Origin of the sequence: Streptomyces sp. NBC_00523, assembly GCF_036346615.1 — a bacterium.
Taxonomy (GTDB): Bacteria; Actinomycetota; Actinomycetes; order Streptomycetales; family Streptomycetaceae; genus Streptomyces.
On sequence record NZ_CP107836.1, the window covers coordinates 6,630,542 to 6,654,236 of the forward strand.

Here is a 23,695-nt window from a genome sequence, read left to right on the forward strand (position 1 = left end):
CCCGTACCGCTCAGGGAATCAGCAGCCAGTCCGCGCCGATCGCCGCGACCAGCCCGACGGCCAGCAGCCAGCTTCCGAGCCGGGTGCGGCCGTTCCGGCTCAGCTCGATCACGATCCCGCAGAGGATCAGCGCCAGCCCGTACACCCCGACCACCAGGACGGAGGCGCGGCTCGCGAGCCGCAGCCCGAGCACCACCGCCATCGCCACCATGCCGACCGAGGAGAGCACGATGCGCAGCCGTCTCGCCTGGCGCGGGGTCAGCCGGCGCTCGCCGGTGTCCTCACCCTCCTCCGCGAGACCGCCCTCGACGTCGTCCGAGAGGTCGTCCGTGACGTCCTCGGCCGGGTCCTCGGCGGTGGTCTCGGCGGTGTCCTCGGCTATCGGGGCGTCCACGGCTCGGTCCTGGTCAGAAGTGCTCATGACGCGGGATCGTAATGGTTCCACCCCGGCCTGTTCGCCGTTGTCAAACAACACCGTCGAAACCAGGCCGAGTTGTGGTTCACGGTTGTTCCGCCCGCAGCCTCGGTGCCTCCGCCGCCGCGTCCACCGGCCCCGCGCCCGTACGCTCCACCCGCGTCGCCAGCCCCCGCGCCCAGCCGGTGAGCTCCCCGAGCCCCATCCCGTGCGCCTCGCCCGTGCCGTACGCCTCCAGCGCCGCCGCGCCGCGTCGCAGCAGCCGCGCCCCGCCGGTCGCGTTGCCCCGGGCGGCATGGGTCAGGCCCACGGCCAGCTGGGCGAGCCCGCGCCACAAGTCCCGCTCCGACTCCGGGCCAGACTTCCAGGCGTCCTCGAAGACCTCGTGCGCGTGGAACGGCATGCCCGCGTCCAGTAGCCGCTGCGCCTCCCGGACGGTCTCACCGGCGGTGCGTTCGACGCCCTCCGGCTGGCGTTCCACCCCCGGCGTCCCGTACGGCAGCGGGCGCCCCAGCCCGTCACGGGGGCGCGCGTTGTGCGCCCGTCCCTCGGAATCCCGGTCCCTGCGTGTCTCGTTCACGCCCCCGATTGTGCCCCGCACCTGCGGTGAACTGTCCGAACCACTGTCCGTGGGACCCCGCGCGCGACTAGGCTCGACCACCATGGTCACCACTTTGGGGGAGGGTAGGCATGAAGCCGTCCCGGCCGCTTTATGAGCGCGAACCGGAACTCGCCACTGCCGCACAAGCCATCGACTCGCTCTGCGGGGCACAGGCCACCGGCGGGCTGCTGATCTACAGCGGCGAGGCAGGCATCGGCAAGACCGCGCTCCTGGACGAGATCCGGGCCATGGCGGCGGACCGGTGCACCATCTGGTCGGCACGCGGCGGTGAGACGGTCACCTCGGTGCCGTTCCACGTCGTACGGCAGCTGCTCCAGCCGGCCCTGGGCCAGTTCCCGCCCGACGAAGTACGGGCCCTGTTCGGCCCCTGGTTCGACAGCGCCGCCCCGGCCCTGGGGCTCGCCGAGCCCTCCGGCCCGCAGCCCGATCCGCAGGGTGTCCGCGACGGCCTCGACTACGTCGTGAAGCGGCTCGCCTCCCGGCTCAGCCACCGTCCGCTGCTCCTCATCATCGACGACGCCCACTGGGCGGACGGCGAATCCCTGGCCTGGCTCTCCTCGTTCACCGCCCGCCTCGGCGACCTGCGCGTGCTCGTCGTCCAGGCCCACCGCCCGGAGGAGCTGGCCGCCCGCGAGGCCGCGCGCAACGCGGCCGACGGCCACCCCGCGCAGATCCGCGTCGCCCTGCGTGCCCTCACCCCGGACGCCACCGCCGAACTGGTCCGCGCCACCCTCGGCGAGCACGCCGACGACCCGTTCTGTCGTGAGGTCTGGGCCGTCACCGGCGGCAATCCCTACGAGGCGGTCGAGCTCGTCGCCAAGGTCCAGGACAAGGAGCTGGCCCCACTGGAGGAGTCCGCCGGGCTCCTGCGCGAACTCGGCGCCTCCGCCCGGGGCAGCGGCCTCGTTGCCCGCCTCGAACGGCTCGGCACCAACGCCAACCGGTTCGCCTGGGCGGCCGCCGTCCTCGGCACCGACATCTCCCAGGACGTCGCCGCGTCCCTGGCCGGGATGAGCTCCGCCGAGGCCGCGGACTGCACGGCCCGGCTGCGCGAGGCCCGTATCGTCACCGGCTTCGACCCGCTGGAGTTCGTGCACCCGCTGATCGCCTCGGCCGTCTACCGCTCCATCCCGCCCGCCACCCGCACCGCGATGCACGGCCGGGCCGCCTGGGCCATCACCAACGCCGGGCTCGGCCCCGCCGCGGCCTCCCGCCACCTGCTCGAAGTCCACCCGGACGACGACCAGGAACTCGTCGCACAGCTGCGGGCCGCCGCGAACCAGCACCTCGCCGTCGGCGCCCCCGAGGCCGCCCGGCGCTGCCTGGAACGCGCGCTCGAAGAGCCGCCGCGCCACGACGTACGCGCCACTCTGCTGTACGAGCTGGGCTGCGCGACGCTGCTCAGCTCCCCGGCCACCACCGTGCAGCACCTGCGCGCCGCCCTGGACATGCCGGGCCTCGTGGACGATCTGCGGGTGGACGCCACGTTCCGGCTCGCCGCCGCGCTGTCCCACAACAACCAGCTCAAGGAGGCGGCCCTGGCCCTCGCGGCCGAGGCCGAGCGCACGGCACCGGGACCCGGTCTGATGCGGCTCCAGGCCGCCCACTTCCTCTGGGAGGGCATGCAGGCCACCGAGGAGGACGGCCCCGGCCGCTCGCGCCGGCTCGCCGCCAACGCCGACCACCTCAAGGGCCGGGACAACGCCGAACGCGCCCTGCTCACGCTCCGCGCCTTCGACGCCATGCTGCGCGGCGAGAACGCCGAGGTCATCGTCGACTTCTGCGAGCGCGCCCTGGTGAACGGCCACCCCGCACGCGGACTCGGCTGGACCGACTCGGAGTGGGGCTTCGAGCTCCCCGCCATGGTCGGGATCACCTACGCCTTCACGGACCGGCTCGACCGCGCCGAGGAGCTGTTCGGTGAGGCGGTCCGGGCCTTCGAGATCTCCGGCTGGAGTGGCGCCCACCTGGCCTTCGCGCACACCCTGCTCGGCCTGGTCCACCGCCGCCGGGGCCGCCTCGCCGAGGCGGAGGGCTTCCTGCGCGAGGGACTGCGCCTCGCGGACCGCGTCGGCAGCGGGCTCCCCGTCCACTGGGACGCGGCCTGCCTGCTCATCGACACCCTGCTCGCCCGGGGCCGGGTCCCCGAGGCCCGCAAGGTCGCCGACCACTACGACTTCGGTCTGCCGTACCCGAGCGCCATGGTGCTGCCGGACGCGCCGTGCGTCCGGGGCCGCCTGCTGCTGGCCGAAGGCCGTACGAAGGAAGCGGTGACCGAGCTGGAGGCGGCCGGGCGCTCGCTGGAACCGCGCGGCAGGTTCAACGGCATCTGGGGCCCCTGGGCCGGCGACCTGGCCCGTGCCCTCGCCGACGACGACCCAGGCCGCGCCGCCCAGCTCGCCAACACGGCCCGGGTCCACGCGGAGCGCTTCGGCACGGAGACCGCGATCGGCGAGGCCCTGCGCTGCGTGGCCCTCTTCGCGCGCCCGGAGGAGTCCGTGCACCTCCTCGGCGAGGCGGTCCGCCATCTGGAGGCGTCACCCTCCGGTTACGAGTTCGCCCAGGCCCTGGTCGACTACGGCATCGCCACCCGCTCGCCCCGCGAACTGGCCCGCGCGCACAAACTGGCCACCGCCTGCGGGGCGGAAGGACTGGCCGCCCGCGCCGAGCAGGCACGCGCGTCGATCCGGTCCACCGAGTGAGGTAATGTTTTCCCTGCAGCCACCACCCGGCCGGACCGGGTGAACGGCAGCGGGACGTGGCGCAGCTTGGTAGCGCACTTGACTGGGGGTCAAGGGGTCGCAGGTTCAAATCCTGTCGTCCCGACTCATAGGAGTCGCAGGTCAGAGGCCGGTTTCGGAATTTTCCGAGACCGGCCTTCGATCGTTCTCGGGGACTGGGCGGGCAGTCTCTCTCGTAGGAGGCCCCCGGGGGGACTCGCAGGACGGGACGTAAGTGTGCGACGGTGGGCTGACACGAGACCGACCGTCGGCCCCGCCACGGGTGACGGTCTTTCGGGGAGCCGGGCGTTGCCCCCGTCCCGGGCATCCGGCCCCCTGCCATCGTCGTAGCCCCCCACGGGGGTGCTTCGCCCTTGGGCTCAACAACCCCCGGAAGGGGGCGCGCCCACCATGGACATCACCACCGCCATCCACGGCACATCCGCACGCATCACCCCGTGCGGCGACATCGACTCCGACACCCTCACCCCGCTGCGCGCGGCGGCCTCGGCACTCCCGGCGTACGTCACCGAGGTGCAGTGGGACCTGCGCGGCACACCCTTCATGGACGTCTCCGGCCTCCACCTCCTGCTGCCGCCGCGGGCGCGGGAAGGCGCCCCGGAGTGCAGGATCACCGTGACCGGACTTCAGCCCCAGCCCTTGCGCCTGCTGCTCCTCGCCGCCGACATGAACCCCGGCACCTTCGGCCCCGACCGGCTGACCGCGACACCCGCCGGGTCCTGACCGCCCGGCCCGCCTCAGTCCCGTACCAGACGGCGCAACGCACGGCGGGCCAGCGGCGCGTACGCGACCACGACCGGGGCGGGCCCGTCGAGGTGCAGCTCCGCCTCCGTGCCGGACGGCGTACGGGCCCGCACGGCGTGCCACAGACGCATCCGCACGGGACCCACCCGGACGCGCCACTGCCAGGTACGGGCCCGATGGTCGACGGCCTCGACGACGAAGTCGACGCCCGGCCCCACCACGGGCACCACCCGCCCCCGCATGCCCGCCCGCAGCTCCGCCTCCGCCTCCACGGCCCGGATCTGCGGGGCCCACGAGCTCCAGGCGGCGGTCCGGACGTACCGCTTCCACACCGATTCCACAGGCGCCGCACCCACAGCGCGTACCGTTCTCCTCACCCTCCCAGCATGCGCACGGAAGTCCGGAGCGCGCCGGTCGGCGGGCAGTCCGCCAGGGCCTGTCGTCAAACTGCCGTCTGCCGGGCGGACGACGCCAGTTTGACGACAGGCCCTAGAAGGGTTCGGCGGTCCGCAGGAGGTCCAGCGGCAGGTAGGGGCTGTCCACGCGGACCGCCCACCCGCGACGGCGGGCGTGGCAGGCCAGGGCGAGCACGTCGAGGTTGACGGAGGCGTCGGGGTCGTCGCCTCGGTCGGCGACCTGGTGGTGCGCCCGGTGGGCTTCGAGCGCGTCGGCCAGGGCGAGGTTGAAGCTCTCCTCGTCACCCTCCACGAGTTGGGAGAGCAGCACGGCGGGCGGCATGGGGAAGCCCCAGTCCTTGGCCTTCTCCGCCTCCCGCAGCGCCGGCTGGGCGGCCGTTTCGGGGTCGTCGCCCGTCAAGTAGGCGTGGAGGGCCTTGCGGTACGCGGCGAACGCGGAGCCGTCCGGCTGCGCGAAGACGGGGCCGGTGAGGACCAGCGGAGCGAGGTCCTCCCGTGCCCCGGTGATCAGGGCGAGGGAGACGGCCGTCTGCCAGTTGCCCGCACTCGCCCTGTCACCCCGCTCGGCTGCACAGCGGACGGTGTGCCCGTCGATGACCAGCTCGACGTCGGTGCCCGGTTCCGCCATCGCGATGCGGAACAGCGCCGCCCCCAGCCGGGAGGCCAGCCGGACCGCGGCGAGCTGGGCGCCCGTGTCGTGGCCGGGGTTGCCCGCCCGCCACTTGAAGAGGCGCTCCTGGTCGTTCATCGCCATGCCGAGACGCCAGACGGCAACGTGCCCTTCTCCGTCGTCGTCGGCGGCGAACGCCTTCCGGAGGTTCTTCTCGTACAGGGCCTCGATCTGCGGAAGTCCGTCGCGCTCGCAGGCGGGCCGCTCCACCACCAGCGGACCCGCGGCGAGCGCGGCGACGGCGTCCGGCCGCCGGTCCCGGCCGAGTCCCCCGACCCTCGGGCCCCGGGTCTCGAAGCCGGTGACCAGCGCGTGAGGGAGGTAGTCCGAGGCGACGGCAGGTGTCCAGCCCAGCGTCCTGTACGCGAGCGCGGCGAGAGCGAGGGGGACCAGCGGGAGCAGGGTGCTCGGGGAAGCGGCAGGGCTCTGCCGTGCGGCGTGCCCCGTCAGCAGACCGGCGAGCGCGGTGTCGAAGGCGTCCCGGTCCTCGACGACCAGGGTGCGCAACGCGTGGAGCGCCACGCTGTCCGGCTGATCGAGGAGTGGCCGGCCGGTCTCCGCGGCGCGGGCGCGGACGCGCTCCAGGGCCGCGTCGACGGCGGCCAGCTTTTGCTGGGTGCTCGGTGGGTATTCGTCCTCGTTGCCGGTGTCGTCCAGGACCACGGCCGTCAGCCCGGTGACGAGTTCGCCCACGGGTGTGCCCTGGGCCTCCGCCGCGAACTTCTGCCGGGCGAAGTGGAATGCCTCGCCGTGCCATTGGGCCCTGTCCCTGAGGACGGCCAGGCAGAGCGCGTCGATCCAGTCCCGGGCGGTGACGCTCTCCTCCGGCGCGTCCTCGCCCGGTTCGTAGCTCATGCCGAAGTTCACGTACTCCAGGAACACGTGGAAGCTGCAGTGCGGGTGGTAGGCGGCGTAGGCGACCGATCCGGCCGCGGCTTCCGAGGCGTCCTTGAGGGCCGCCTTCGCCTCCGGTGTGTCGAGATCCGGGGTCTCCACGGAGAGGGCGCCCAGGTAGTCGAGGAACTCGTCGGCGATCATCCTCCAGTCGCAGGTGGTCATCCGGTCCGCCTTCGACATGGACCGGACCTGGCTCCCGATCCGGTTCGTGAAGTCCGTACGCGCTGCCGATACGGCTGCCTGGCCCACCTGGTGACGCTCTATTCGCACTGCCCCGCTCCTTGATCGATCTCCCGACAGCCTAAGTCCCGGGGAAGTCCTGGCCCGGGGCGAACGGTCCGGACAGTGCTGCCCATTGCAGGAGCATGATGGTCTTGCCGTCGGTGATGCGGCCGTCGCGGGTCATGGCGAGGGCCTCGGCAAAGGGGAGTTCGAGGACTTCGATGTCCTCGCCCTCCTCCTCCACACCTCCGCCCGCGCCGGTCCGGTCGGCCGGGGTGTAGGGGGCGGCGAAGAAGTGGAGGCGCTCGGTGACGGAGCCCGGGCTCATGTAGGCGTCGAGCACGGGGACGAGCTCGCCGAGACGGATGCCGAGCTCCTCGGCGCTCTCGCGGCGGATCGCGGTGTACGGGTCCTGCTCGTCCAGCAGCCCGGCGGCGGCCTCGATCAGCATGCCGTCGGGGTGGCCGTTCACGTACGCCGGGTAGCGGAACTGGCGGGTCAGCAGGACGCGGCCGCGCTCCGTGTCGTAGGGCAGGACGACGGCGCCGTTGCCCCGGTCATAGGTCTCGCGCTGCTGGGTCTCCCACCGCCCGTCGCGGCGCCGGTAGTCGAAGGTGGTCCGGCGCAGGACGTGCCAGCCCTGGGAGGTGAGTTCGACGTCGCGTATCCGGACACCGGGGTTGCGGTCGAGGTCCCGTCCGGCGAGATGGAGCCCGGTGCGGCCGCGGTGATCCGGGGCGTCGACGCCAGGGCAGCCGTCCGAGCTGAGGTTGGGCAGAGATACGTCGGTCATGGCGGCTAAGATACATGCAGAAACATGCAAGACTAGGAAGGAACGTGAATGCTGGCAGCTGAACGACGCGAGCACCTGCTCGATCTGCTCGCCCGTACGGGAAAGATCGTGGCCAAGGAGGTCGCCGCCGAACTGGGGATTTCCGAGGACAGCGTGCGGCGCGACCTCCGTGATCTGGCCGCCGAGGGCTTGTGCCAGCGGGTGTACGGGGGCGCGCTGCCCGCCTCTCCCGCGGTGGTGGACTACGACGCCCGGCGGGCGGTAACCCCGGACGGCAAGCGGAGGGTCGCCGCGGTGGCCGCGGCGCTGGTGCGGCCGGGCGGCTCGGTGATCCTGGACGGCGGCACCACCGCCCTCGCCGTGGCGCGGGCACTGCCGGGCGACCTCGCCTGCACGGTGATCACGCACAGCCCGACGATCGCCACGGCCCTGATCGACCACCCGCGGGCCGAGCTGTTCCTTCTCGGGGGACGCGTCTTCAAGCACTCGGCGGTCACCTGCGGCGCCGCCGCGGTCGAGGCCGCGCAGAACGTCTCCGCCGACCTGTGCCTCCTCGGCGTCACCGGCGTCCACCCCGAGGCGGGGCTGACCACGGGGGACGTCGAGGAAGCGGCGATGAAGCGCGCCCTGTCCGCGCGGGCCGCCGACACCTACATCCTCGCCTCCCGCGAGAAGATCGGGACCGCGTCCCCGTACCGCGTCCTGCCGTGGGACAAGATCACCGGCCTGATCACCGACGCCGATCCCCGTGATCCGGTGGTCGAACGGCTTCAGGCGCTCGGGGTGGAGGTCCTTGTGGCCGAGTGACGGGCCCTTGGCCGTCCTTCGGCGGCGGCAACTTGGCATCGCGTGCACGGATTCCTGGCAACCCGCGCAGACCTTCGCGGGTGCCCGGAACGGCTCGGCAGGTCGTGTGACAGGCAGGCCCGATTCCGCGCCGCGCCACGCGCTTGAGCTGCTGCGGAGCTGTCACCTACCCGATCTATTGTGTCCCTCGCGCCGCGTCGGTCCGGGGGAGGAAACGACGCGTGGGGCGCACATGACGAGGGGGGCTCTTGCATGTCGAACGCGAAGTCGGACCGGAAGAACCCGGCACCGGATGCCACGGATGCGGCCCGCGCCCAACTGGGCGCGGAGATGCGGAGGATCAAGGAGGGGGCGCAGCTCAGCTTCGGCGGTCTGGCCGACCGTACGCACTACAGCCGCTCCTCGTGGGAGAGGTTCCTCAACGGCAAGCAACTGCCGACCCCCGTGGCGGTCGAGCAGTTGGCGGCGGTGGCGGGCACCCCGCCGGAACCGCTGCTCGACCTGCTGGCCAGGGCCGGCGCCCCGGTCACGGACCCGATGCCGGTCGCGGCCGGCCGGGACCGGCCCACGGTCACGCACACCGCCGCCGGTGACCCGGCCGCCGAGGGGCGGACACCGGGCGGGCGGCCCGGGATCTCGTGGCGGCGGCGCTGCGCGGTGATCGGGTACATCGCGGCCGGTGCCCTGATGGGCTCGGTGGCGACCGGGCTGCTCTCCCCGTATCTCGCGGGAGCGGACCGGAGCCCGGACGCCGCCAGGACCCGCACCGAGAGCAAGAAGGCGAGCGGACAGGGCGCGGACCTCGTGCCCGGCGCGGGCGACATCAAGGTCAAGTGCACGGCGGACACCTGCTGGCGCAACGACCCCCAGGCCATGGAATGCCAGTGGGACGCGAAGACCGCCAAGAGCACCTATCTGCGCGGGATGCAGATCGAGCTCCGCTACAGCGCCGCCTGCCAGGCGGTCTGGGGCCGGATCGAGGGCGGCGCCGTCGGCGACAAGGTGATCATCAGGGACGCCCGGGGGATGGAGCTGGACGCCTTCATCCGCTTCGAGCACGACTCGTACACCAAGATGCTCGGGGTCTCCAAGGAGGCGCCGCTCGACTCCATGAGCGTGTGCGGGGAGATCCCCTCCGAGAAGCAGATGCAGTGTGCGCCGACGGGGACGGCCAGGATGCCCTGACGGACGGGCCGGCGGGACCGGCGGGCCACCGCCGGTCCCGGGCCCCGTCGGAGCGGGTGCGCGGTAAATCGGTGGTGCGCCTCTCGGCGGGTCTTGTACGTTACCGACGCGCCCGCGCCCGGCGGTGCGCCCGGCTGCGGCTCCTTCCTTCTGACACTCCAAGTGACGCCGCCGCCATGCTCCTTGATCTCGCCGGGCGCGCGCCTCACCATCGCTCGAATTCGGGGGGATTCACTGCCTCGTCATTCCCGACGCGTCTCGAAGGTCTGGTCCGAGATGCTGGTGGCCCCGCATGTCTCGGCCGCCGCCCGCCACTTGACCGCCACCCGGCCCGTGCCCGGCTCCACCGCACGTGAACCCCATACCTACGAGGGCGGCCCCGCGTACATCCGGGAGCCCCGCGAGGAACTCTTCCTCCTCGCCGTCGGCAACTTCGTCTCCCAGGACACGTTTTACGAGAGCGGCGCGGACCGCGACGACCGGTACACCGCTCTCGTCGCACGTCTCGCCGTCGAGCACCCCGCCTGGACGGCCGGGCTGCTCCGCTGGCTGCGCGGCGAGGGCAACATGCGCACCGCGTCCCTGGTCGGCGCCGCCGCGTACGTCCGCGCGAGGCTCACGGCCGGGAGCAGCGAAGGGCCCTCCAACCGGTCCGTGGTCGACGCCGTGCTTCAACGGGCCGACGAGCCCGGCGAACTGCTCGCGCATTGGATCGCGACGTACGGGCGCCAGGTGCCGCAGCCCGTGAAGCGGGGCGTCGCCGACGCCGTACGCAGGCTCTACACGTCCCGCTCCCTGCTGAAGTACGACACCGCGTCCCACGGCTTCCGCTTCGGTGATGTGCTCAACCTGGTGCACGCGTCCCCCGACCGGGCCAAGCCCTGGCAGGGCGCGCTCTTCCGGTACGCCCTGGACCGCCGCCACCACCCGGACCGGGCCACCGCCCCGGCCGCCGACCGGCTGCTCACCGCGCACCGGGCGCTCCTGGACACCCCGGTGGACGAGCGGCGCGCCCTGATCACCGGCCCCGGTGGCCCGGAACGGCTGACCGGGGCGGGCATGACCTGGGAGTCCGTGGCCGGGTGGCTGCACGGGCCGATGGATGCCAGCGTCTGGCAGGCGCTGATCCCCGCCATGGGTCCGATGGCCCTCCTGCGCAACCTCCGTAACTTCGACCGGGCGGGCCTGACGGACGAGGCCGCCGAGCGCGTCGCCGCCCGCATCGCGGACCCTCAAGAGGTCGCCCGCGCCCGGCAGTTCCCGTTCCGCTACCTCGCCGCCCACCAGCACGCCGCACCCCGCTGGGCCGCCGCGCTGGAAGCCGCCCTCGGCCACTGCCTGGCCCACGTGCCCGCGCTGCCCGGGCGCACCCTGGTCCTGGTGGACCGGTCCGACTCGATGTTCTGGGACACCCACTCCGAGCGCTCCCGGCTCAACCGGGCCGACACGGCAGCCGTGTTCGGCACCGCGCTCGCCCTGCGCGCCGAGCAGGCGGACCTGGTGGAGTTCGGCCGGCGCAGCGCGCCGGTCCCGTATGCGCCCGGCGAACCGGTCCTCGACGTGCTGAAGCGGTTCCACACGCTCGGCGGCACCGACACCACCAAGGCGCTGCGCACCCACTACCGGGAGCACGACCGGGTGCTCGTCGTCACCGACGAACAGGCCCTGCCCTACGCCCCCGGCGGCCCGGACCCCATCCCGCGCGAGGTCCCCGTGTACACCTGGAACCTCGCCGGATACCGGCCGGCCCACGGCCCCGACCGGCCGAACCGGCACACCTTCGGCGGGCTCACCGACGCCGCGTTCCGGTTGGCCGGGCTCATCGAGAACGGACGCCGGGAAGCCTGGCCGTGGACCGCCGAGGCGTGAGTCAGCGGGCCCGGCGCATCCGCAGCGGGGCGTACACCACGAGTGCCACGAGGAACGCCACCCCGTACGCCAGGTCCGCCCCGTGCAGCGCCTCGGCCACCGGGCCCACGTACAGCCCGGTGCTCATGAACGGCACCGCAGCCCCGAAGGCCACGGCGAACGCGGCGAGCGCCGGCCACCAGGGGCGCGGGCGGGCGTGCTCGGCCGCGAGGTCGACGGGGGCGCCCCGCCGGGCCCGGGCGCGGACCAGCCAGTCCACGGCCACGATCGCCACGAAGCCGGGGATCCAGTAGCCGACGAGCAGCAGCACGTTCTGGAAGCGGGCGGTCGTGTCCGCCGCGTGCATCCACAGCACCAGCGGGAACCCCAGGGCGGCGGCGAGCGCCGCCGCCACCGGACGCGGCAGGCGTACGCCCATGGTCTGCAAGGCCAGCGAGCCGCTGTAGTCGTTCATCGCGTTGCTGCACAGCGCGGCCAGCGCCACCGCGAGCAGCCCGAACGCCCCGAGCGCGCCCCCGCCGAGCAGGGAGTCGATGCCGCGCGCGGTCTGGTCCGTGAAGACCGACGCACCCCACAGCCCGATCGTCTGGACCGCCACGAAGGAGGCGCTGATCCCGCCCAGCGTGCACCAGAACATGCGAGGCCGGGACGTCTCGCGCGGCAGATAACGGCTGAAGTCGCTCGCGTACGGCGCCCAGGACAGCGCCAGGCTCAGGGCGATGGTGCAGGTCAGGACGAACGCACCGGCCCGGTCCGCGCCGTGCACGGCCGAAGTGGTCACCGGGTCCACCCCGTTCAGGAGCTTCGTGGCGAGCACGGCGAAGGCGGCGGCCAGGGCGAACGTCATCACGGTCTGGAGCCGGTGGATCACCTCGTAACCCAGCACCCCGAGCGCGCCCTGCGCGGCCATCATGACCAGGACCCCCAGCCAGAACGGCCAGCCGCACAACTGCGCCAGCGCGTCCCCGCCGAACAGGCCGATCAGGGCGTCCCAGGCGATGGACGACAGCCACTGCAGGGCGCCCGGCAGCACGACGCCCGGACCGAACGCCATCCGGGCGAGCGGCAGTTGGCCGGACCCGGTGCGGCTGCCCCAGGTGCCCAGATACGCCGTCGGCGCGGCGCCGACGAGGGTGCCGAGCACGACGGCGGCGAGCGCGGTCGCGAAGTCCAGGCCGAGCGCGACGCCGACGGTGCCGGTGAAGACGCCGGTCATGGTCAGGTTGGGCGCGAACCAGACGGTGAACAGCCGGCCCGCCCGGCCGTAGCGGCGGTCCTCGGGGACCGGGGCTATCCCGTTCGCCTCGACGTGCAGATCGCCGGGGGCGGTGGGCATGCGCCCGCCGAAGGCGGCGCGCTCGTCCTGGGCATACGGCAACGACATGAAGACATCCCTCCGCCAGTGCTAACTGGTTCAGGTTCGACGGGTGTGATCTCAGCCCCGTGCGGGGCACCCCGTGTCCGGTGTGGCGGCCAGAATAACGCCGGCCCGTCCGATGCCGTCGCAGGGGTCAGCTGAAGAGCTTCTTCACGAACGCGTGGAGGTTGTCGACCGTGCGCGCGATCTGCTCCTCCGTGGTCAGGCTCTCCTTGAACCGGGCCCCGGAGTCCACCTTCTTCTTCCCGCGCACATACAGCGAGCAGGCCAGGTCGGTGCACATGTACAGGCCGACCGAATTGCCGTCACGCCCGGCGGGACCGGTCTTGCGGGCGGTCATCAGGGAGACCCCGCTGCCCGGATGCGTGGTCAGGCAGAGCGAGCACATGCTCCGGTGCAGGAAGCCGCGCTGCTGCGACGGGAAGCGCAGCGAGATCCCGGCATGCCTGCCGTCGTGCTCGGTGACGATGTAGCTGCGTCCCGGCGCGGACAGGTCGCGCCAGCCGAGGAAGTCGAGGTCGTCCCACGGCAGCTCCTCGAAGTCGCGGGGGAGCGGCAGACGCTTGGCTTCCCCCTTGGAGCAATTCACGAACGATGAGCGGATGTCCTGCTCGGTCAGGGCCTTCATACCCACGAAGCTAACCCTGCCTATGGCCCCTAGGCAAACGATTAATTTGATTAGGCGCTCACCTGGGGCTACTCGGTCACGAGGGGGAGCCGGTGCACGGGCGGATGCGGGATGCCGAGGTCCGGGCGCCAGGTCGCGAGGATCTGCGCCGAGGGGTCGAACAGCGGCGACGGGAGCGCGTCGAGCGGTGTCCACTCCCAGGTGCTGATCAGATGCGGTTCGGTCACCCGCGCCGCGCCGGTCTCCACGCGCACCAGGGCGGCCATCGTCACGCGGTTGATCCCGCCGAGTGCGTCGTGCAGCATCGCGAAGACGGTGACCCCGTCCTCGGGGACCGTCAGCCCGGTCTCCTCGCGCAGCTCCCGCACGGCCGCCGCCGCGACGGACTCCGGCACCGGGTCGACCTTGCCGCCGGGCAGCTCCCAGGTGCCGCTGTGGTGCCGGCCGAGCAGGATCCGGCCCTGCGCGTCCTGCACGATCACCCCGACCCCCAGCGCGGCCTGGGCCTTGGGCGGCCGGGAGTTACGGGACGGGGCGAGGGGGTTCTCGGTGGCCATGCTGCTCCTCTGGACGGGGCGGGGCGGTGGGCGTTGAGGAGCCTACGGGGATGCCGCGTCCACCCCCGCGCTATACCGCCAGCCGCAGCGAGGTCTCCGAGACCCCGAGCCGTACGCTCTGCCCCCACGTCAGCTCCAGCGCGTCCGCCTCCATCCCGTCGCCGAACACCACCACCCGGTCCGACTCCACGGTCAGCCGCAGCCCCTGCCCGGGCCCCAGCTCGCCCGCGACGAACGACGTCCCGGTCGACGGCGAGGGCCACGCCTCCCGGACGAACCAGAGCAGCCGGGGATCGGCGGGCCCGGGCAGCGGGAGGGTGCTGTGGCGCTCCTGCCAGAGCGAGCGCAGCCAGCCGGTCGCCCCGGTGCCGGTGCCGACCAGGACGCCGGAGGACGCCTGCGGCTCGGCCGGGGAGTCCGCCGTGTCGGGCCCGAGCCGGTAGCGGGCCGTCTGGTGGCCCGGCGGGCCCAGGTAGACCTCGTTCAGGGCGAGCAGCCGCTGCGTGTCGTCGGCCACCGCCTCCACCATCGTCAGCGCGTCGGCCCGCCCGCCCGGCGCCACGGCCGCCCGCATCAGCGCCGCCGCGTCGGCCGTGCGGTGGCGCACCAGGACGCCGGGGTTGCGGCCCGGGTCGGTGTCGATGCCGATGACCGGCTGGCCGGAGAGGTACTTCGCGGCGTTGGCGACCAGGCCGTCCTGCCCGACGACCACCACCACGTCCTCCGGCGCGAACAGGAACCGGTCCAGGTCGGCCCGCTCCACCCGGCAGTGCCGCCAGGTGAGCGGAACGGCCGCCGCCACATCCGCCAGGGCCTGCCGGGTCCGCTCGTGCCGCCGGGCCACCTCCTCGATGGACCGGCCCCGCGCGGCCAGGAGGAACGCGGCCTGGCCGTGCGTGCCGTGGCGGGCCAGCAGCTCCTCGTACTCCGTGGTGCGGTGGACGAGGACCGCCCGCGGGGCCAGGCTCACGCCCCGGCCTCCGGCCGGCCCAGCTTGCTGAGCAGGCCCGTGAGCACGTCCGGCGACAGGGTGAGGCTGTCGATGTGCGGCAGGTTCTCGGCGAGCCGGGTGGCCGCCAGCGCGTGCAGCGTCGCGGCCTCCACCTCGCCGTGCGCCCGCAGCCAGGCCGCCTGCGCCTCGGCGCGCGCCGCGCCCACCTGCCGGGCCGCCTCCGCCTCGGCCCCCGCGAGCCGCACCGTGCGGGCGGCCTCCGCCTCGGCGCGCACCCCGTCGGCGGCGGCGCCCTCCTCGGCCTCCCGGCGGGCGTTGGTGCCGCGCTGCTCGACCAGCTGTTCCTCGCGCCGGGCCAGTTCGATCTGGCTGGCGAGCTCGTTCTCGGCGATGGTCCGCTCGCGCTCGACGGCCACGGCGCGCCGCTCGTACGTGGCCCGGTCGGCCTCCTGCTGGATCTGCTCGCGGGCGGGGGTGCGCAGGGCACGCTCCACCTCGGCCTCGGGGCGGATGGCGACGACGCGGACGGCCACCACGTCGATGCCGGTGGCGGGGAGCCTCGGCTCGGCGGCGAGACCGGCCGCCACCCGCTCGCGGACGGCGGCGACCCCGTCGACCAGGGCGCCGGCCAGCGGGGTGCGGGCCAGCACGTCGAGGGTGTGCTGCTGGGCGGTCTCGGTGAGCAGGGTGGCGATCTGTTCGAGGGGGGCGCCGCGCCAGGCCCCGGTGTCCGGGTCGACCGAGAAGTCGAGGCGGGCGGCCGCCTCGGCCGGGTCGCTGATCCGGTAGGTGACGGTGGCCTGGACCGTGACGTCCTGGAAGTCGGAGGTGCGCGCGTGGAACGCCATGGCCAGCTCGCGGTCGTTGACCGGCACCTCGGAGAGCGCGGCGCTCAGCGACCGGTACCAGAAGCTCAGTCCGGCCCCGTCGTGGGTCAGCTTGCCGCGCTTGTGGTGGCGGATGTGCGCGGTGGGCGCCGAGCGGAGATGGCGCCAGCCGAAGCGGCGGGTGATGTCGGCCATGGGGACCCCCAGATGTCGTTTTCGTCATGACGACGATAAGCGGAATCCCGCCTTATCGTCAAGAGGACGAATAAAGGAGGTTCCGGGTACGCGAACGGCCGGTGACTTCCGGGAAGTCACCGGCCGGCCGGGTGCGCGCCGCCCCCGTCCCCACGGTGCGGCGCGAGCGGGCCGCCGTCATCCGCTCGGACGACGGCCCACGCCTGTCAGGACCCGGACGCCGGGGCGTCCAGGCCGAGTGCGGGAAGGACCGCGGCCTCCACGAAACGGACCAGGTAGGTCTCGTCCGCGTGGGCCCCCGCCAGCATCGGGCGGGCCCGCATCACGCCGAGCAGCTGCGCGGAGACGAAGTCCGCCGCGCGGTTGTCCGGCGCCACCTCGCCGCGCTCCACTCCGCGCCGTACGAGCGCGTCGATCGCGGCCAGCTCCGGCAGGATCAGCGACTCGCGCAGCGCGCACAGCAGCTCCGGGCTCTGGAGCGCCGCATGGCTCAGCGCCAGCATCAGGGGCGTGTCGCGGCCCGCGCCCTCGCCGATCGCCCGCGCCGCCTCCAGCAGGTCGCCCGCCAGCGAACCGGTGTCGATCTTCCGCAGGGCGCCGCGCCGGGTGCCGTGCAGGGCGGCCACCACCAGCTCGGGCTTCGAGCCCCACTGGCGGTAGAGCGTCGACTTGCCGCAACGGGACCGCGCGGCGACCCCCTCCATCGTCAGCGACTCGTAGCCGTTCTCCCTCAGCATGTCGAGCACGGCGGTGTAGAGCTCCTGCGCCCGCTCCGGCGTGATCTTCGAGCGGCGCTGCGCGGGGGTCTGCTCCTGCTCGGTCCGCTGCGGCGACATGTGTCTTCCCTCTCTGCGACTCTGCGACGAGGTCCATCGATACGCCAGTGTACCGATACGCGTGTGTACCGATACGCCGCCGTATCGGTACACTGGCGTATCGATAAGGGCGGACGTCCGCCGAAGCGCATCAGCAAAGGGGCACCGGGTGAAGTACGCCGGCACCACGCCCGCCGATCGGAAGCCGGACACGTTCGCCCGCCCGCCCCTGGTCCGCGAGCTTCTTCTCGTCGTCGGGCTCTTCCTGATCTACAAGCTCGGCCGCCAGGCCGCGAACGGCCATGTGGACGAGGCGTTCCGCAACGCGGGCCACGTCTGGGACGCCGAGCGCGCCGCGCACCTGCCCGGCGAGGGCGCGGTCCAGGGCCTGCTGCTGCACAACGAGACGCTGATCCACCTGGCGAACACCTACTACGCGACCGTGCACTTCCCGGCCACGCTGCTCTTTCTGGCCTGGCTCTACTGGCGCAGCCCCCGCCACTACGTCTGGGCGCGCCGCGTCCTCGCCGCGCTCACCGGCGCCGCGCTCGCCCTGCACCTGCTCTTCCCGCTCGCCCCGCCGCGCCTGCTCGCCGCCACCCACCTCGTGGACACCGGCCAGGTGTACGGACCTTCGGTGTACGGGGCCCAGCCGGCCACGGACTCCATGGCCAACCAGTTCGCCGCGATGCCCTCACTGCACTTCGGCTGGGCCGTCATGGTCGGCGTCGGCCTGGTCGTCGCCACCCGTTCCCGGTGGCGCTGGCTGTGGCTGCTGCACCCGGCGATCACCCTGTTCGTCATCGTCGGAACCGCCAATCACTACTGGCTGGACTCGATCGTGGTGGCCGCGCTGCTCTCCGTCTCGCTCGCCGCGCTCCGCCTCCCGCGCGCCGAACCGGTCCGCCCGCCGCAGCCGTGGCCGTCCGTCGTCCGGCAGCGGGAGCACGGTGCGGTGTACGCCACCTCCGGGGCGCGCCGGTGAACGCCACCCTGGTCGCCGTCGCGCTCTCCCTCGTCTCCGCCGCCGCCTACGCCGCCGCGGCGGTCGCCCAGGCCCGGCTGGCCGGCCGCACCGCCCCCGGCACCGGCGCGCTCCGGCTCCTTGGGCGCGGCGCCTGGTGGTGCGCGGTCGGCCTGAACGCGGGCGGCGCCCTGCTGCACGTGGCCGCCCTGAAGTACGGCCCGCTCACCCTGGTCCAGCCGCTCGGCGCGCTGACCCTGGTCGCGGCCGTCCCGCTCGGCGCCCGGGCGGCGGGCCGCCGGGTCACGGTCACCGAGTGGCGCGGCACGCTGCTCACCCTGCTCGGCCTCGGCGCCCTGCTCCTGACGGCGGGCGGCGCCGCCCCGCACGAGACCCTGACCATGACCGAGGCGCTGGCCGTGGGCGCCGGGACCATGGCGCTGGTCGCCGGGCTCAGCCGCCCCGGCGCCCGCCCCGGGCTGCGGCACGCGGCGGCCTCCGGCATCACGTCCGGCGTCGCGTCGGCGCTCACCCAGACCCTGACCGTCGCGGTGACCGACCACACCGGACCGCTGCTCAGCGCGCGCCTGGTGGTCGTCGCCGTGCTGGTCTCCACCTTCGCGATGGGCGGCCTGCTGCTCTCCCAGACCGCCTACCGGGGCGGGCTCGGGGCCCCGCTCGCCGTCGTCACCCTCGCCAACCCGGTCGCCGCCGCGGCGATCGGCCTGGCGCTGCTGGGGGAGCGGTTCCAGGGCGGACCGGCCGGTCTGGTCCCGGCGCTGATCGGCACGGTGGCGGCGGTCCGGGGCGTGATCCTACTGACCCGCGCCCAGGCGCAGACCGCGCCCGCGGTGGCCGGTGCCGCGCCGCCCGCCCCGTCGCGGGTGGTCATCAGCAGCCCCCGCGTCGCCCGCCGCGAACAGCGCCGCCGGGTCGGCGCGGGACGCCACTGACTCCGTACGCCGTACGCGTCACGGGGGCCCGGTCCGTAGCGATTACGCCGGCTCCGGGTAGTCCTCCAGCGCCCGGGTGATCCACCCGATCCAGAAGTTCTCCAGGTCGATGCCGCCCCGCAGCACCAGGTGCCGCAGCCGGTCCCCGGGGGTGTCGCGCTCCGGCGGGAAGTCGCGGACCTCGATCTCCCGGTACTCCGCCAGCTGCCGCCGGTGCAGTTCCAGATGGCGGCGCAGCTCCGTGTCGAGGCCGGGCGCCCCGACGACCGCCGCCGCCCGCATCCGCAGCAGCAGCGGATCGCGTACCTGCTTGGGGTCCTCCTGCCGGGCCACCCAGGCGGACAGCGCCTCGCGGCCCGCCGGCAGCACCTCGTACTCCTTCTTCTGCCCCCGGGCCGGCTGCGCGGGTTCCAGCGCCCTGATCTGCCCGGTCTGTTCCAGCTTGCCCAGCTCGCGGTAGATCTGCTGGTGCGTCGCCGACCAGAAGTAACCGATCGACCGGTCGAACCTGCGGGTCAGCTCAAGCCCCGACGAGGGCTTCTCCAGCAGGGCGGTGAGGATCGCGTGCGGCAGTGACATGGGGTGCATCCTAGGTACGGCCGGGTCTCCCCGGCCGTCCGGTTCAGAGGGCGGCGGCGAGCTCCGTGCCCTGCCGGATCGCTCGCTTGGCGTCCAGCTCGGCCGCGACGTCGGCGCCCCCGATCAGGTGCGCCTCGCGGCCCGCGGCGAGCAGTTCCTCGTACAGGTCCCGGCGCGGGTCCTGCCCGGCGCACAGCACGATCGTGTCGACCGGCAGGACGTGCCGCTCCTCGCCCACCGTGATGTGCAGGCCCTCGTCGTCGATCCGGTCGTACGCGACGCCCGCCGCCATCGAGACCCCGCGGTGGCGGAGCTCGGTGCGGTGGATCCAGCCGGTCGTCTTGCCGAGACCCGCGCCGACCTTGCTCGCCTTGCGCTGGAGCAGATGCACGGTGCGCGCGGTCTTCGGGCGCTCCGGGGCCGCGAGGCCGCCGCGCCCGCGGTAGGCGGTGTCGACGCCCCACTGCCGGAAGAACACCTCCGGGTCCAGGCTCGCCTCCTCGCCGCCGTCCGTCAGGAACTCCGCCACGTCGAAGCCGATCCCGCCCGCCCCGACGAGCGCGACCCGGTCGCCGACCGGCGCGCCGTGGCGCAGCACGTCCAGGTAGCTGACGACGCTCGGGTGGTCGACGCCGGGGATCGCGGGGGTGCGGGGCGTGACCCCGGTGGCCAGCACGACCTCGTCGTAGCCGTCGAGGTCCCCGGCGCCGACCGGAGTGCCGAGCCGCAGGGCGACCTTCTCCTCCGCGAGCCGGGTGCGGAAGTAGCGCAGCGTCTCGTTGAACTCCTCCTTGCCGGGGACCCGGCGGGCCACGTTCAGCTGCCCGCCGATCTCCTCGGCCGCGTCGAAGAGCGTCACCTCGTGGCCGCGCTCGGCGGCCGTGACCGCGCAGGCGAGACCGGCGGGACCGGCGCCGACGACGGCGACGCGCTTGCGGGTCCGGGTCGGCGAGAGGACGAGTTCCGTCTCGTGGCAGGCGCGCGGATTGACCAGGCAGGAGGTGACCTTGCCGCTGAAGATGTGGTCCAGGCACGCCTGGTTGCAGCCGATGCAGGTGTTGATCGCGTCCGCGCGGCCCGCCGCCGCCTTCGCGACGAAGTCCGGGTCGGCGAGGAACGGCCGGGCCATCGACACCATGTCCGCGCGGCCCGACGCGAGCACCTGCTCCGCCACCTCGGGGGTGTTGATGCGGTTGCTCGTCACCAGCGGTACGGAGACCGCTCCGCGCACCTTCTCGGTGACCCAGGTGAACGCGGCCCGGGGGACCGAGGTCGCGATGGTGGGGATGCGGGCCTCGTGCCAGCCGATGCCCGTGTTGATGATCGTCGCGCCGGCCGCCTCGATCTCCCGGGCCAGGTGCACGACCTCCTCCAGGGAGGAGCCGCCGGGCACCAGGTCCAGCATCGACAGCCGGTAGATGATGATGAAGTCGTCGCCCACGCGCTCGCGGACCCGGCGCACGATCTCGACGGGGAAGCGGATGCGGTTCTCGTACGAGCCGCCCCAGCGGTCCTCGCGGTGGTTGGTCGCCGAGGCGATGAACTCGTTGATCAGATAGCCCTCGGAGCCCATGATCTCGACGCCGTCGTACCCCGCGCTCCGGGCCAGCGCCGCCGCCGTCGCGAAGTCCTCGATCGTCGCCTCGACCTCGTCGTCGGTCAGGGCGTGCGGGGTGAACGCGCTGATCGGCGCCTGGAGCGCGCTCGGCGCCACCAGGTCCGGGTGATGCGCGTACCGGCCGAAATGCAGGATCTGCATGGCGATCCGGCCGCCCGCCTCGTGCACCGCCGAGGTCACCCGGGCGTGCTCGGCCGCCTCCGCCTCGGTGGTCATCTTCGCCCCGCCGGGGAAGGTACAGCCGCGCTCGTTGGGCGCGATGCCGCCGGTGACCATGAGGCCGACGCCGCCCCTGGCGCGCTCGGCGTAGAAGGCCGCCATGCGCTCGAAGCCGTTCTCGACCTCCTCCAGGCCGACGTGCATCGACCCCATCAGGACCCTGTTCGGCAGGGTGGTGAACCCGAGGTCGAGCGGGCTCAGAAGGTGCGGATACGGGCTCATGCGGCGGCTCCTCGCTGTGGCGTCGCCCCCAGTTCTAATCCAACGCCGCGCCATTGTGCAACAAGTTGCACAATGGCGTTCGTCGCACTGTGTCACGGCTCACGGCCCGGCGTGAGTCGCCCGGATGGAGTAACACCGCGGTCCCCGTGCTCCGCGGGGCGCGGAGAGTGGTGACGTACGGAAACGAGGGGCCCGTGCCGTCCGGGCGGGGCCCCGGAACCCACCGGAGACCGCCATGGGCTGCGTCAACCGTCACGACCTCGGTCTGCTCGTCCTGCGCGCCGGCACCGGCGCGGTGCTCGCCGCGCACGGAGCGCAGAAGCTCCTCGGCTGGTTCGGCGGCGGGGGCATCGAGGGGACCACCGCCGCGATGGAGGCGATGGGCTTCCATCCGCCGAAGCACAGCGCGCTCGCCGCCGGGCTCGGCGAGGCGGGCGGAGGCGTGCTGCTCGCCCTGGGCCTGGCCACGCCCGCCGCCGGTGCGGCGGCGGCGGGGGCGATGGCGGGCGCGGTGGCCGTCCACGCGCCCGCGGGCTTCTTCGCGCAGGGCGGCGGCTACGAGTACCCGGCGTTCCTCGGCTTCACCGCCGCCGCGATCGGCCTGACCGGCCCCGGGCGCTACTCCGTCGACCACGCGACGGGCCACGCGTTCAACCGGCCCTGGATGGTCGCCCTGGCCTTCGCGGGCAGCGCGGCGGCGGCCGCGGCGGTGGTCGGCAAGCGGGCCCGGGCGCGGATGCCGGAGCCGGAGGAGTTCTGAAGGGGGCCCCTCAGCGGCGCCCCTTCGACGCCGCGACCAGCTCCGGGACCGTGCCGAACTTCACCCTCGGGCGCCCGCCGTCCCGGCCCCGCGCCCGCTCGGCCCGGTCGATCGCGGCCAGACCGCGCGCGTCGACCACCTGGCGGCTGCGGCCCCGGACCAGGCGGCCGAAAGCCCTGGCGGGGTGGGCGGGGGAGGGGAGCGCACCGGCGACCGCGTCCGCGAGCAGCGTGCCGACCGTCTCGGCGGCGCAGGTGCGGTTGGCCCCGATGCCCCCGGAGGGCCCCCGCTTGATCCAGCCGACGACATACGTGCCGGGCCGGCCCGCCACCCGGCCGCCCTCGTGCGGCACCGTGCCGCTCGCCTCGTCGAAGGGCAGCCCGGGCACCGCGAGGCCCCGGTAGCCGATGGCCCGCAGGAACAGCTGCGCCGGTATCGCGGACTCGCCCCCGTCCGCCGTGACCCGGACGCCCTCCACGTCGTCCCGGCCGGTGATCTCCACGGGCGCCGAGTGGAAGCGGAGCACGATGCGCCGCCCCTCCGCAGGCGGCCGCGTCCAGTCCACGGACTCCCGGCGCACCCCGCGCAGCACGGCGGCCGCGCTGCCCGGGACCGCGTCCTCGATCGCGGGGCCGATGCGCGGATCGTGGTTGTCCACCACCAGCTCCACCCCCGGAAGATGCTTGAGCGCCAGCAGCTCGGACGACGTACAGGCGGCGTCCTCCGGGCCGCGCCGCCCGAGCAGCACGACCTCGCGCACCCCGGAGCCCCGCAGGGCGGCCAGCGCGTGGTCGGCGATGTCGGTGCCCGCGAGCCCCGCCGGATCCGCGACGAGGATGCGCGCCACGTCGAGCGCCACGTTGCCGTTCCCGGCGACGACCACCCGCTCGGCCCGGGACAGGTCCACCGTGTCCGGTGCCACCTCCGGGTGCGCGTTGTACCAGGAGACGAACGAGGTCGCCGCGATGCTCGACGGCAGGTCCTCGCCCGGGATCGAGAGCCGGCGGTCGGCGCCGGCCCCGACCGCGTAGATCACCGCGTCGTGGTGCGCCGACAGCTCCTCGGCGGAGAGGTGCGTACCGACCTCGACCCCGAGGTGCATCCGCACCCTGGGGTGGGCGTGGAACCGTGCGAAGGTCTCGCCGACCCCCTTCGTCCCCGGGTGGTCCGGTGCGACGCCGTACCGGACGAGCCCGCCGGCCACCGGAAGCCGGTCGATCAGGGTCACCTCGGCGTTGGTGTGCAGCAGCAGGTCCTCGGCCGCGTACATCCCGGCGGGCCCGGTGCCGACGACCGCGACCCGGATCGGCGCGAAGTCGGACGGCAGGCTCCGCTCGAAGGAAGGGGCGCCCCAGGCATGGAAGTTGGGCCCGGTGGCGGGCTCCGGCTCCCGGTCCGCGTAGTAGGCCGCGTTGATGGCGGCGTACTCCTTGCGCGCCCCGAAGAGGCTGTCCACCGGGAAGATCGCGTCCACCGGGCAGGCGTCGGCGCACGCCCCGCAGTCGATGCAGGCCTCCGGATCGACGTACAGCATCTCCGTACGGCCGAAGTCCGGTTCCTCCGGCGTCGGGTGGATGCAGTTCACGGGGCACACGGCGACACAGGTGGCGTCGTTGCAGCAGGTCTGGGTGATGGCGTAGGTCATGG

Annotated in this window: 22 protein-coding genes, 1 tRNA gene and 1 riboswitch; of the genes, 9 read left to right on the forward strand and 14 right to left on the reverse strand. The window is 73.7% G+C overall.

Annotated elements, in window-relative coordinates; genetic code table 11:
• Positions 1 to 10: 10 nt before the first annotated feature.
• Together OHS17_RS29910 and OHS17_RS29915 are read right to left on the reverse strand one after the other, a co-directional pair.
• Positions 11 to 421, reverse strand: coding sequence for a hypothetical protein (locus OHS17_RS29910; protein ID WP_330314672.1), 411 nt, complete (start codon positions 419 to 421; stop codon positions 11 to 13).
• Positions 422 to 500: 79 nt separating this feature from the next.
• Positions 501 to 995, reverse strand: a complete 495-nt coding sequence (locus OHS17_RS29915) for a DUF309 domain-containing protein (RefSeq protein ID WP_330314673.1) — start codon at positions 993 to 995, stop codon at positions 501 to 503.
• Between the two features lie 110 nt (positions 996 to 1,105).
• Here OHS17_RS29915 and OHS17_RS29920 point away from each other — a divergent pair, with 110 nt between their 5' ends.
• The 3 genes from OHS17_RS29920 (at position 1,106) to OHS17_RS29930 (ending at position 4,501) form a co-directional block, all read left to right on the forward strand.
• A complete protein-coding gene (locus OHS17_RS29920; RefSeq protein ID WP_330314674.1) occupies positions 1,106 to 3,739 on the forward strand; it encodes an ATP-binding protein in 2,634 nt (877 codons plus the stop codon).
• Between the two features lie 50 nt (positions 3,740 to 3,789).
• A tRNA-Pro gene (locus OHS17_RS29925) sits at positions 3,790 to 3,863 on the forward strand.
• A gap of 305 nt (positions 3,864 to 4,168) precedes the next feature.
• Positions 4,169 to 4,501, forward strand: coding sequence for an STAS domain-containing protein (locus OHS17_RS29930; RefSeq protein ID WP_330314675.1), 333 nt, complete (start codon positions 4,169 to 4,171; stop codon positions 4,499 to 4,501).
• A 14-nt stretch (positions 4,502 to 4,515) separates the two neighbouring features.
• Here OHS17_RS29930 and OHS17_RS29935 read toward each other — a convergent pair whose 3' ends face one another.
• From OHS17_RS29935 to OHS17_RS29945, 3 genes are all read right to left on the reverse strand, one after another.
• A complete protein-coding gene (locus OHS17_RS29935) occupies positions 4,516 to 4,863 on the reverse strand; it encodes an SRPBCC family protein (RefSeq protein ID WP_330315396.1) in 348 nt (115 codons plus the stop codon).
• A gap of 148 nt (positions 4,864 to 5,011) precedes the next feature.
• The gene (locus tag OHS17_RS29940; RefSeq protein WP_330315397.1) at positions 5,012 to 6,754 is read right to left on the reverse strand and encodes an immunity 49 family protein; all 1,743 of its coding nucleotides are present in this window, start codon (positions 6,752 to 6,754) and stop codon (positions 5,012 to 5,014) included.
• 52 nt (positions 6,755 to 6,806) lie between these two features.
• Positions 6,807 to 7,520: an NUDIX domain-containing protein gene (locus OHS17_RS29945; RefSeq protein ID WP_330314676.1), complete on the reverse strand. Its 714-nt coding sequence runs from the start codon at positions 7,518 to 7,520 to the stop codon at positions 6,807 to 6,809.
• A gap of 48 nt (positions 7,521 to 7,568) precedes the next feature.
• Here OHS17_RS29945 and OHS17_RS29950 point away from each other — a divergent pair, with 48 nt between their 5' ends.
• The 3 genes from OHS17_RS29950 to OHS17_RS29960 all read left to right on the forward strand — a co-directional run bounded on the left by OHS17_RS29950 (position 7,569) and on the right by OHS17_RS29960 (position 11,381).
• Complete coding sequence (locus OHS17_RS29950) at positions 7,569 to 8,327, forward strand: DeoR/GlpR family DNA-binding transcription regulator (RefSeq protein ID WP_330314677.1); 759 nt, start codon at positions 7,569 to 7,571, stop codon at positions 8,325 to 8,327.
• Positions 8,328 to 8,579: 252 nt separating this feature from the next.
• The gene (locus OHS17_RS29955) at positions 8,580 to 9,512 is read left to right on the forward strand and encodes a helix-turn-helix domain-containing protein (protein ID WP_330314678.1); all 933 of its coding nucleotides are present in this window, start codon (positions 8,580 to 8,582) and stop codon (positions 9,510 to 9,512) included.
• A gap of 276 nt (positions 9,513 to 9,788) precedes the next feature.
• Complete coding sequence (locus tag OHS17_RS29960) at positions 9,789 to 11,381, forward strand: TROVE domain-containing protein (protein ID WP_330314679.1); 1,593 nt, start codon at positions 9,789 to 9,791, stop codon at positions 11,379 to 11,381.
• A gap of 1 nt (position 11,382) precedes the next feature.
• Here OHS17_RS29960 and OHS17_RS29965 read toward each other — a convergent pair whose 3' ends face one another.
• The 6 genes from OHS17_RS29965 to OHS17_RS29990 all read right to left on the reverse strand — a co-directional run bounded on the left by OHS17_RS29965 (position 11,383) and on the right by OHS17_RS29990 (position 16,754).
• Positions 11,383 to 12,765 (reverse strand): purine-cytosine permease family protein, encoded by a 1,383-nt coding sequence (locus OHS17_RS29965; RefSeq protein ID WP_330314680.1) that lies wholly within the window; start codon positions 12,763 to 12,765, stop codon positions 11,383 to 11,385.
• Positions 12,756 to 12,849, reverse strand: a riboswitch (TPP riboswitch). Its footprint overlaps the gene before it by 10 nt.
• A 43-nt stretch (positions 12,850 to 12,892) precedes the next feature.
• Complete coding sequence (locus tag OHS17_RS29970; protein ID WP_330314681.1) at positions 12,893 to 13,387, reverse strand: FBP domain-containing protein; 495 nt, start codon at positions 13,385 to 13,387, stop codon at positions 12,893 to 12,895.
• A 68-nt stretch (positions 13,388 to 13,455) separates the two neighbouring features.
• Complete coding sequence (locus tag OHS17_RS29975) at positions 13,456 to 13,944, reverse strand: nucleotide triphosphate diphosphatase NUDT15 (protein ID WP_330314682.1); 489 nt, start codon at positions 13,942 to 13,944, stop codon at positions 13,456 to 13,458.
• A gap of 70 nt (positions 13,945 to 14,014) precedes the next feature.
• Positions 14,015 to 14,914, reverse strand: coding sequence for a hypothetical protein (locus tag OHS17_RS29980; protein ID WP_330314683.1), 900 nt, complete (start codon positions 14,912 to 14,914; stop codon positions 14,015 to 14,017).
• Positions 14,911 to 15,918, reverse strand: a complete 1,008-nt coding sequence (locus OHS17_RS29985) for an SPFH domain-containing protein (protein WP_018100046.1) — start codon at positions 15,916 to 15,918, stop codon at positions 14,911 to 14,913. The genes OHS17_RS29980 and OHS17_RS29985 overlap by 4 nt, the downstream gene beginning before the upstream one ends.
• A 206-nt stretch (positions 15,919 to 16,124) precedes the next feature.
• Positions 16,125 to 16,754, reverse strand: coding sequence for a TetR/AcrR family transcriptional regulator (locus OHS17_RS29990; RefSeq protein ID WP_330314684.1), 630 nt, complete (start codon positions 16,752 to 16,754; stop codon positions 16,125 to 16,127).
• Positions 16,755 to 16,902: 148 nt separating this feature from the next.
• Here OHS17_RS29990 and OHS17_RS29995 point away from each other — a divergent pair, with 148 nt between their 5' ends.
• Complete coding sequence (locus tag OHS17_RS29995; protein WP_330314685.1) at positions 16,903 to 17,718, forward strand: phosphatase PAP2 family protein; 816 nt, start codon at positions 16,903 to 16,905, stop codon at positions 17,716 to 17,718.
• Positions 17,715 to 18,650: a hypothetical protein gene (locus OHS17_RS30000; protein ID WP_330314686.1), complete on the forward strand. Its 936-nt coding sequence runs from the start codon at positions 17,715 to 17,717 to the stop codon at positions 18,648 to 18,650. Before OHS17_RS29995 ends, OHS17_RS30000 begins: the two co-directional genes overlap by 4 nt.
• Before the next feature lie 42 nt (positions 18,651 to 18,692).
• On the opposite strand, the gene OHS17_RS30005 is transcribed toward OHS17_RS30000, so the two are convergent.
• Together OHS17_RS30005 and OHS17_RS30010 are read right to left on the reverse strand one after the other, a co-directional pair.
• Positions 18,693 to 19,229 (reverse strand): PadR family transcriptional regulator, encoded by a 537-nt coding sequence (locus OHS17_RS30005; protein ID WP_330314687.1) that lies wholly within the window; start codon positions 19,227 to 19,229, stop codon positions 18,693 to 18,695.
• A 43-nt stretch (positions 19,230 to 19,272) separates the two neighbouring features.
• Complete coding sequence (locus OHS17_RS30010) at positions 19,273 to 21,288, reverse strand: NADPH-dependent 2,4-dienoyl-CoA reductase (protein ID WP_330314688.1); 2,016 nt, start codon at positions 21,286 to 21,288, stop codon at positions 19,273 to 19,275.
• Between the two features lie 235 nt (positions 21,289 to 21,523).
• On the opposite strand from OHS17_RS30010, the gene OHS17_RS30015 reads away from it, so the two are divergent.
• Positions 21,524 to 22,048, forward strand: a complete 525-nt coding sequence (locus OHS17_RS30015; RefSeq protein ID WP_330314689.1) for a DoxX family protein — start codon at positions 21,524 to 21,526, stop codon at positions 22,046 to 22,048.
• A gap of 10 nt (positions 22,049 to 22,058) precedes the next feature.
• Here OHS17_RS30015 and OHS17_RS30020 read toward each other — a convergent pair whose 3' ends face one another.
• Entirely contained in the window at positions 22,059 to 23,693 is a 1,635-nt protein-coding gene (locus OHS17_RS30020; RefSeq protein ID WP_330314690.1) for an FAD-dependent oxidoreductase, read from the reverse strand.
• Positions 23,694 to 23,695 lie beyond the last annotated feature (2 nt).

Excerpts from the sequence above, each read along its gene's own strand:
- OHS17_RS29920 (WP_330314674.1), top strand. The coding sequence starts at position 1,106 with ATGAAGCCGTCCCGGCCGCTTTATGAGCGCGAACCGGAACTCGCCACT.
- OHS17_RS29985 (WP_018100046.1), bottom strand. The coding sequence starts at position 15,918 with ATGGCCGACATCACCCGCCGCTTCGGCTGGCGCCATCTCCGCTCGGCG.
- OHS17_RS29910 (WP_330314672.1), bottom strand. The coding sequence starts at position 421 with ATGAGCACTTCTGACCAGGACCGAGCCGTGGACGCCCCGATAGCCGAG.
- OHS17_RS29970 (WP_330314681.1), bottom strand. The coding sequence starts at position 13,387 with ATGAAGGCCCTGACCGAGCAGGACATCCGCTCATCGTTCGTGAATTGC.
- OHS17_RS30015 (WP_330314689.1), top strand. The coding sequence starts at position 21,524 with ATGGGCTGCGTCAACCGTCACGACCTCGGTCTGCTCGTCCTGCGCGCC.
- OHS17_RS29990 (WP_330314684.1), bottom strand. The coding sequence starts at position 16,754 with ATGTCGCCGCAGCGGACCGAGCAGGAGCAGACCCCCGCGCAGCGCCGC.
- OHS17_RS29965 (WP_330314680.1), bottom strand. The coding sequence starts at position 12,765 with ATGTCGTTGCCGTATGCCCAGGACGAGCGCGCCGCCTTCGGCGGGCGC.
- OHS17_RS29930 (WP_330314675.1), top strand. The coding sequence starts at position 4,169 with ATGGACATCACCACCGCCATCCACGGCACATCCGCACGCATCACCCCG.
- OHS17_RS30020 (WP_330314690.1), bottom strand. The coding sequence starts at position 23,693 with ATGACCTACGCCATCACCCAGACCTGCTGCAACGACGCCACCTGTGTC.
- OHS17_RS30005 (WP_330314687.1), bottom strand. The coding sequence starts at position 19,229 with ATGTCACTGCCGCACGCGATCCTCACCGCCCTGCTGGAGAAGCCCTCG.
- OHS17_RS29945 (WP_330314676.1), bottom strand. The coding sequence starts at position 7,520 with ATGACCGACGTATCTCTGCCCAACCTCAGCTCGGACGGCTGCCCTGGC.
- OHS17_RS29955 (WP_330314678.1), top strand. The coding sequence starts at position 8,580 with ATGTCGAACGCGAAGTCGGACCGGAAGAACCCGGCACCGGATGCCACG.
- OHS17_RS29950 (WP_330314677.1), top strand. The coding sequence starts at position 7,569 with ATGCTGGCAGCTGAACGACGCGAGCACCTGCTCGATCTGCTCGCCCGT.
- OHS17_RS29975 (WP_330314682.1), bottom strand. The coding sequence starts at position 13,944 with ATGGCCACCGAGAACCCCCTCGCCCCGTCCCGTAACTCCCGGCCGCCC.
- OHS17_RS30010 (WP_330314688.1), bottom strand. The coding sequence starts at position 21,288 with ATGAGCCCGTATCCGCACCTTCTGAGCCCGCTCGACCTCGGGTTCACC.
- OHS17_RS29960 (WP_330314679.1), top strand. The coding sequence starts at position 9,789 with ATGCTGGTGGCCCCGCATGTCTCGGCCGCCGCCCGCCACTTGACCGCC.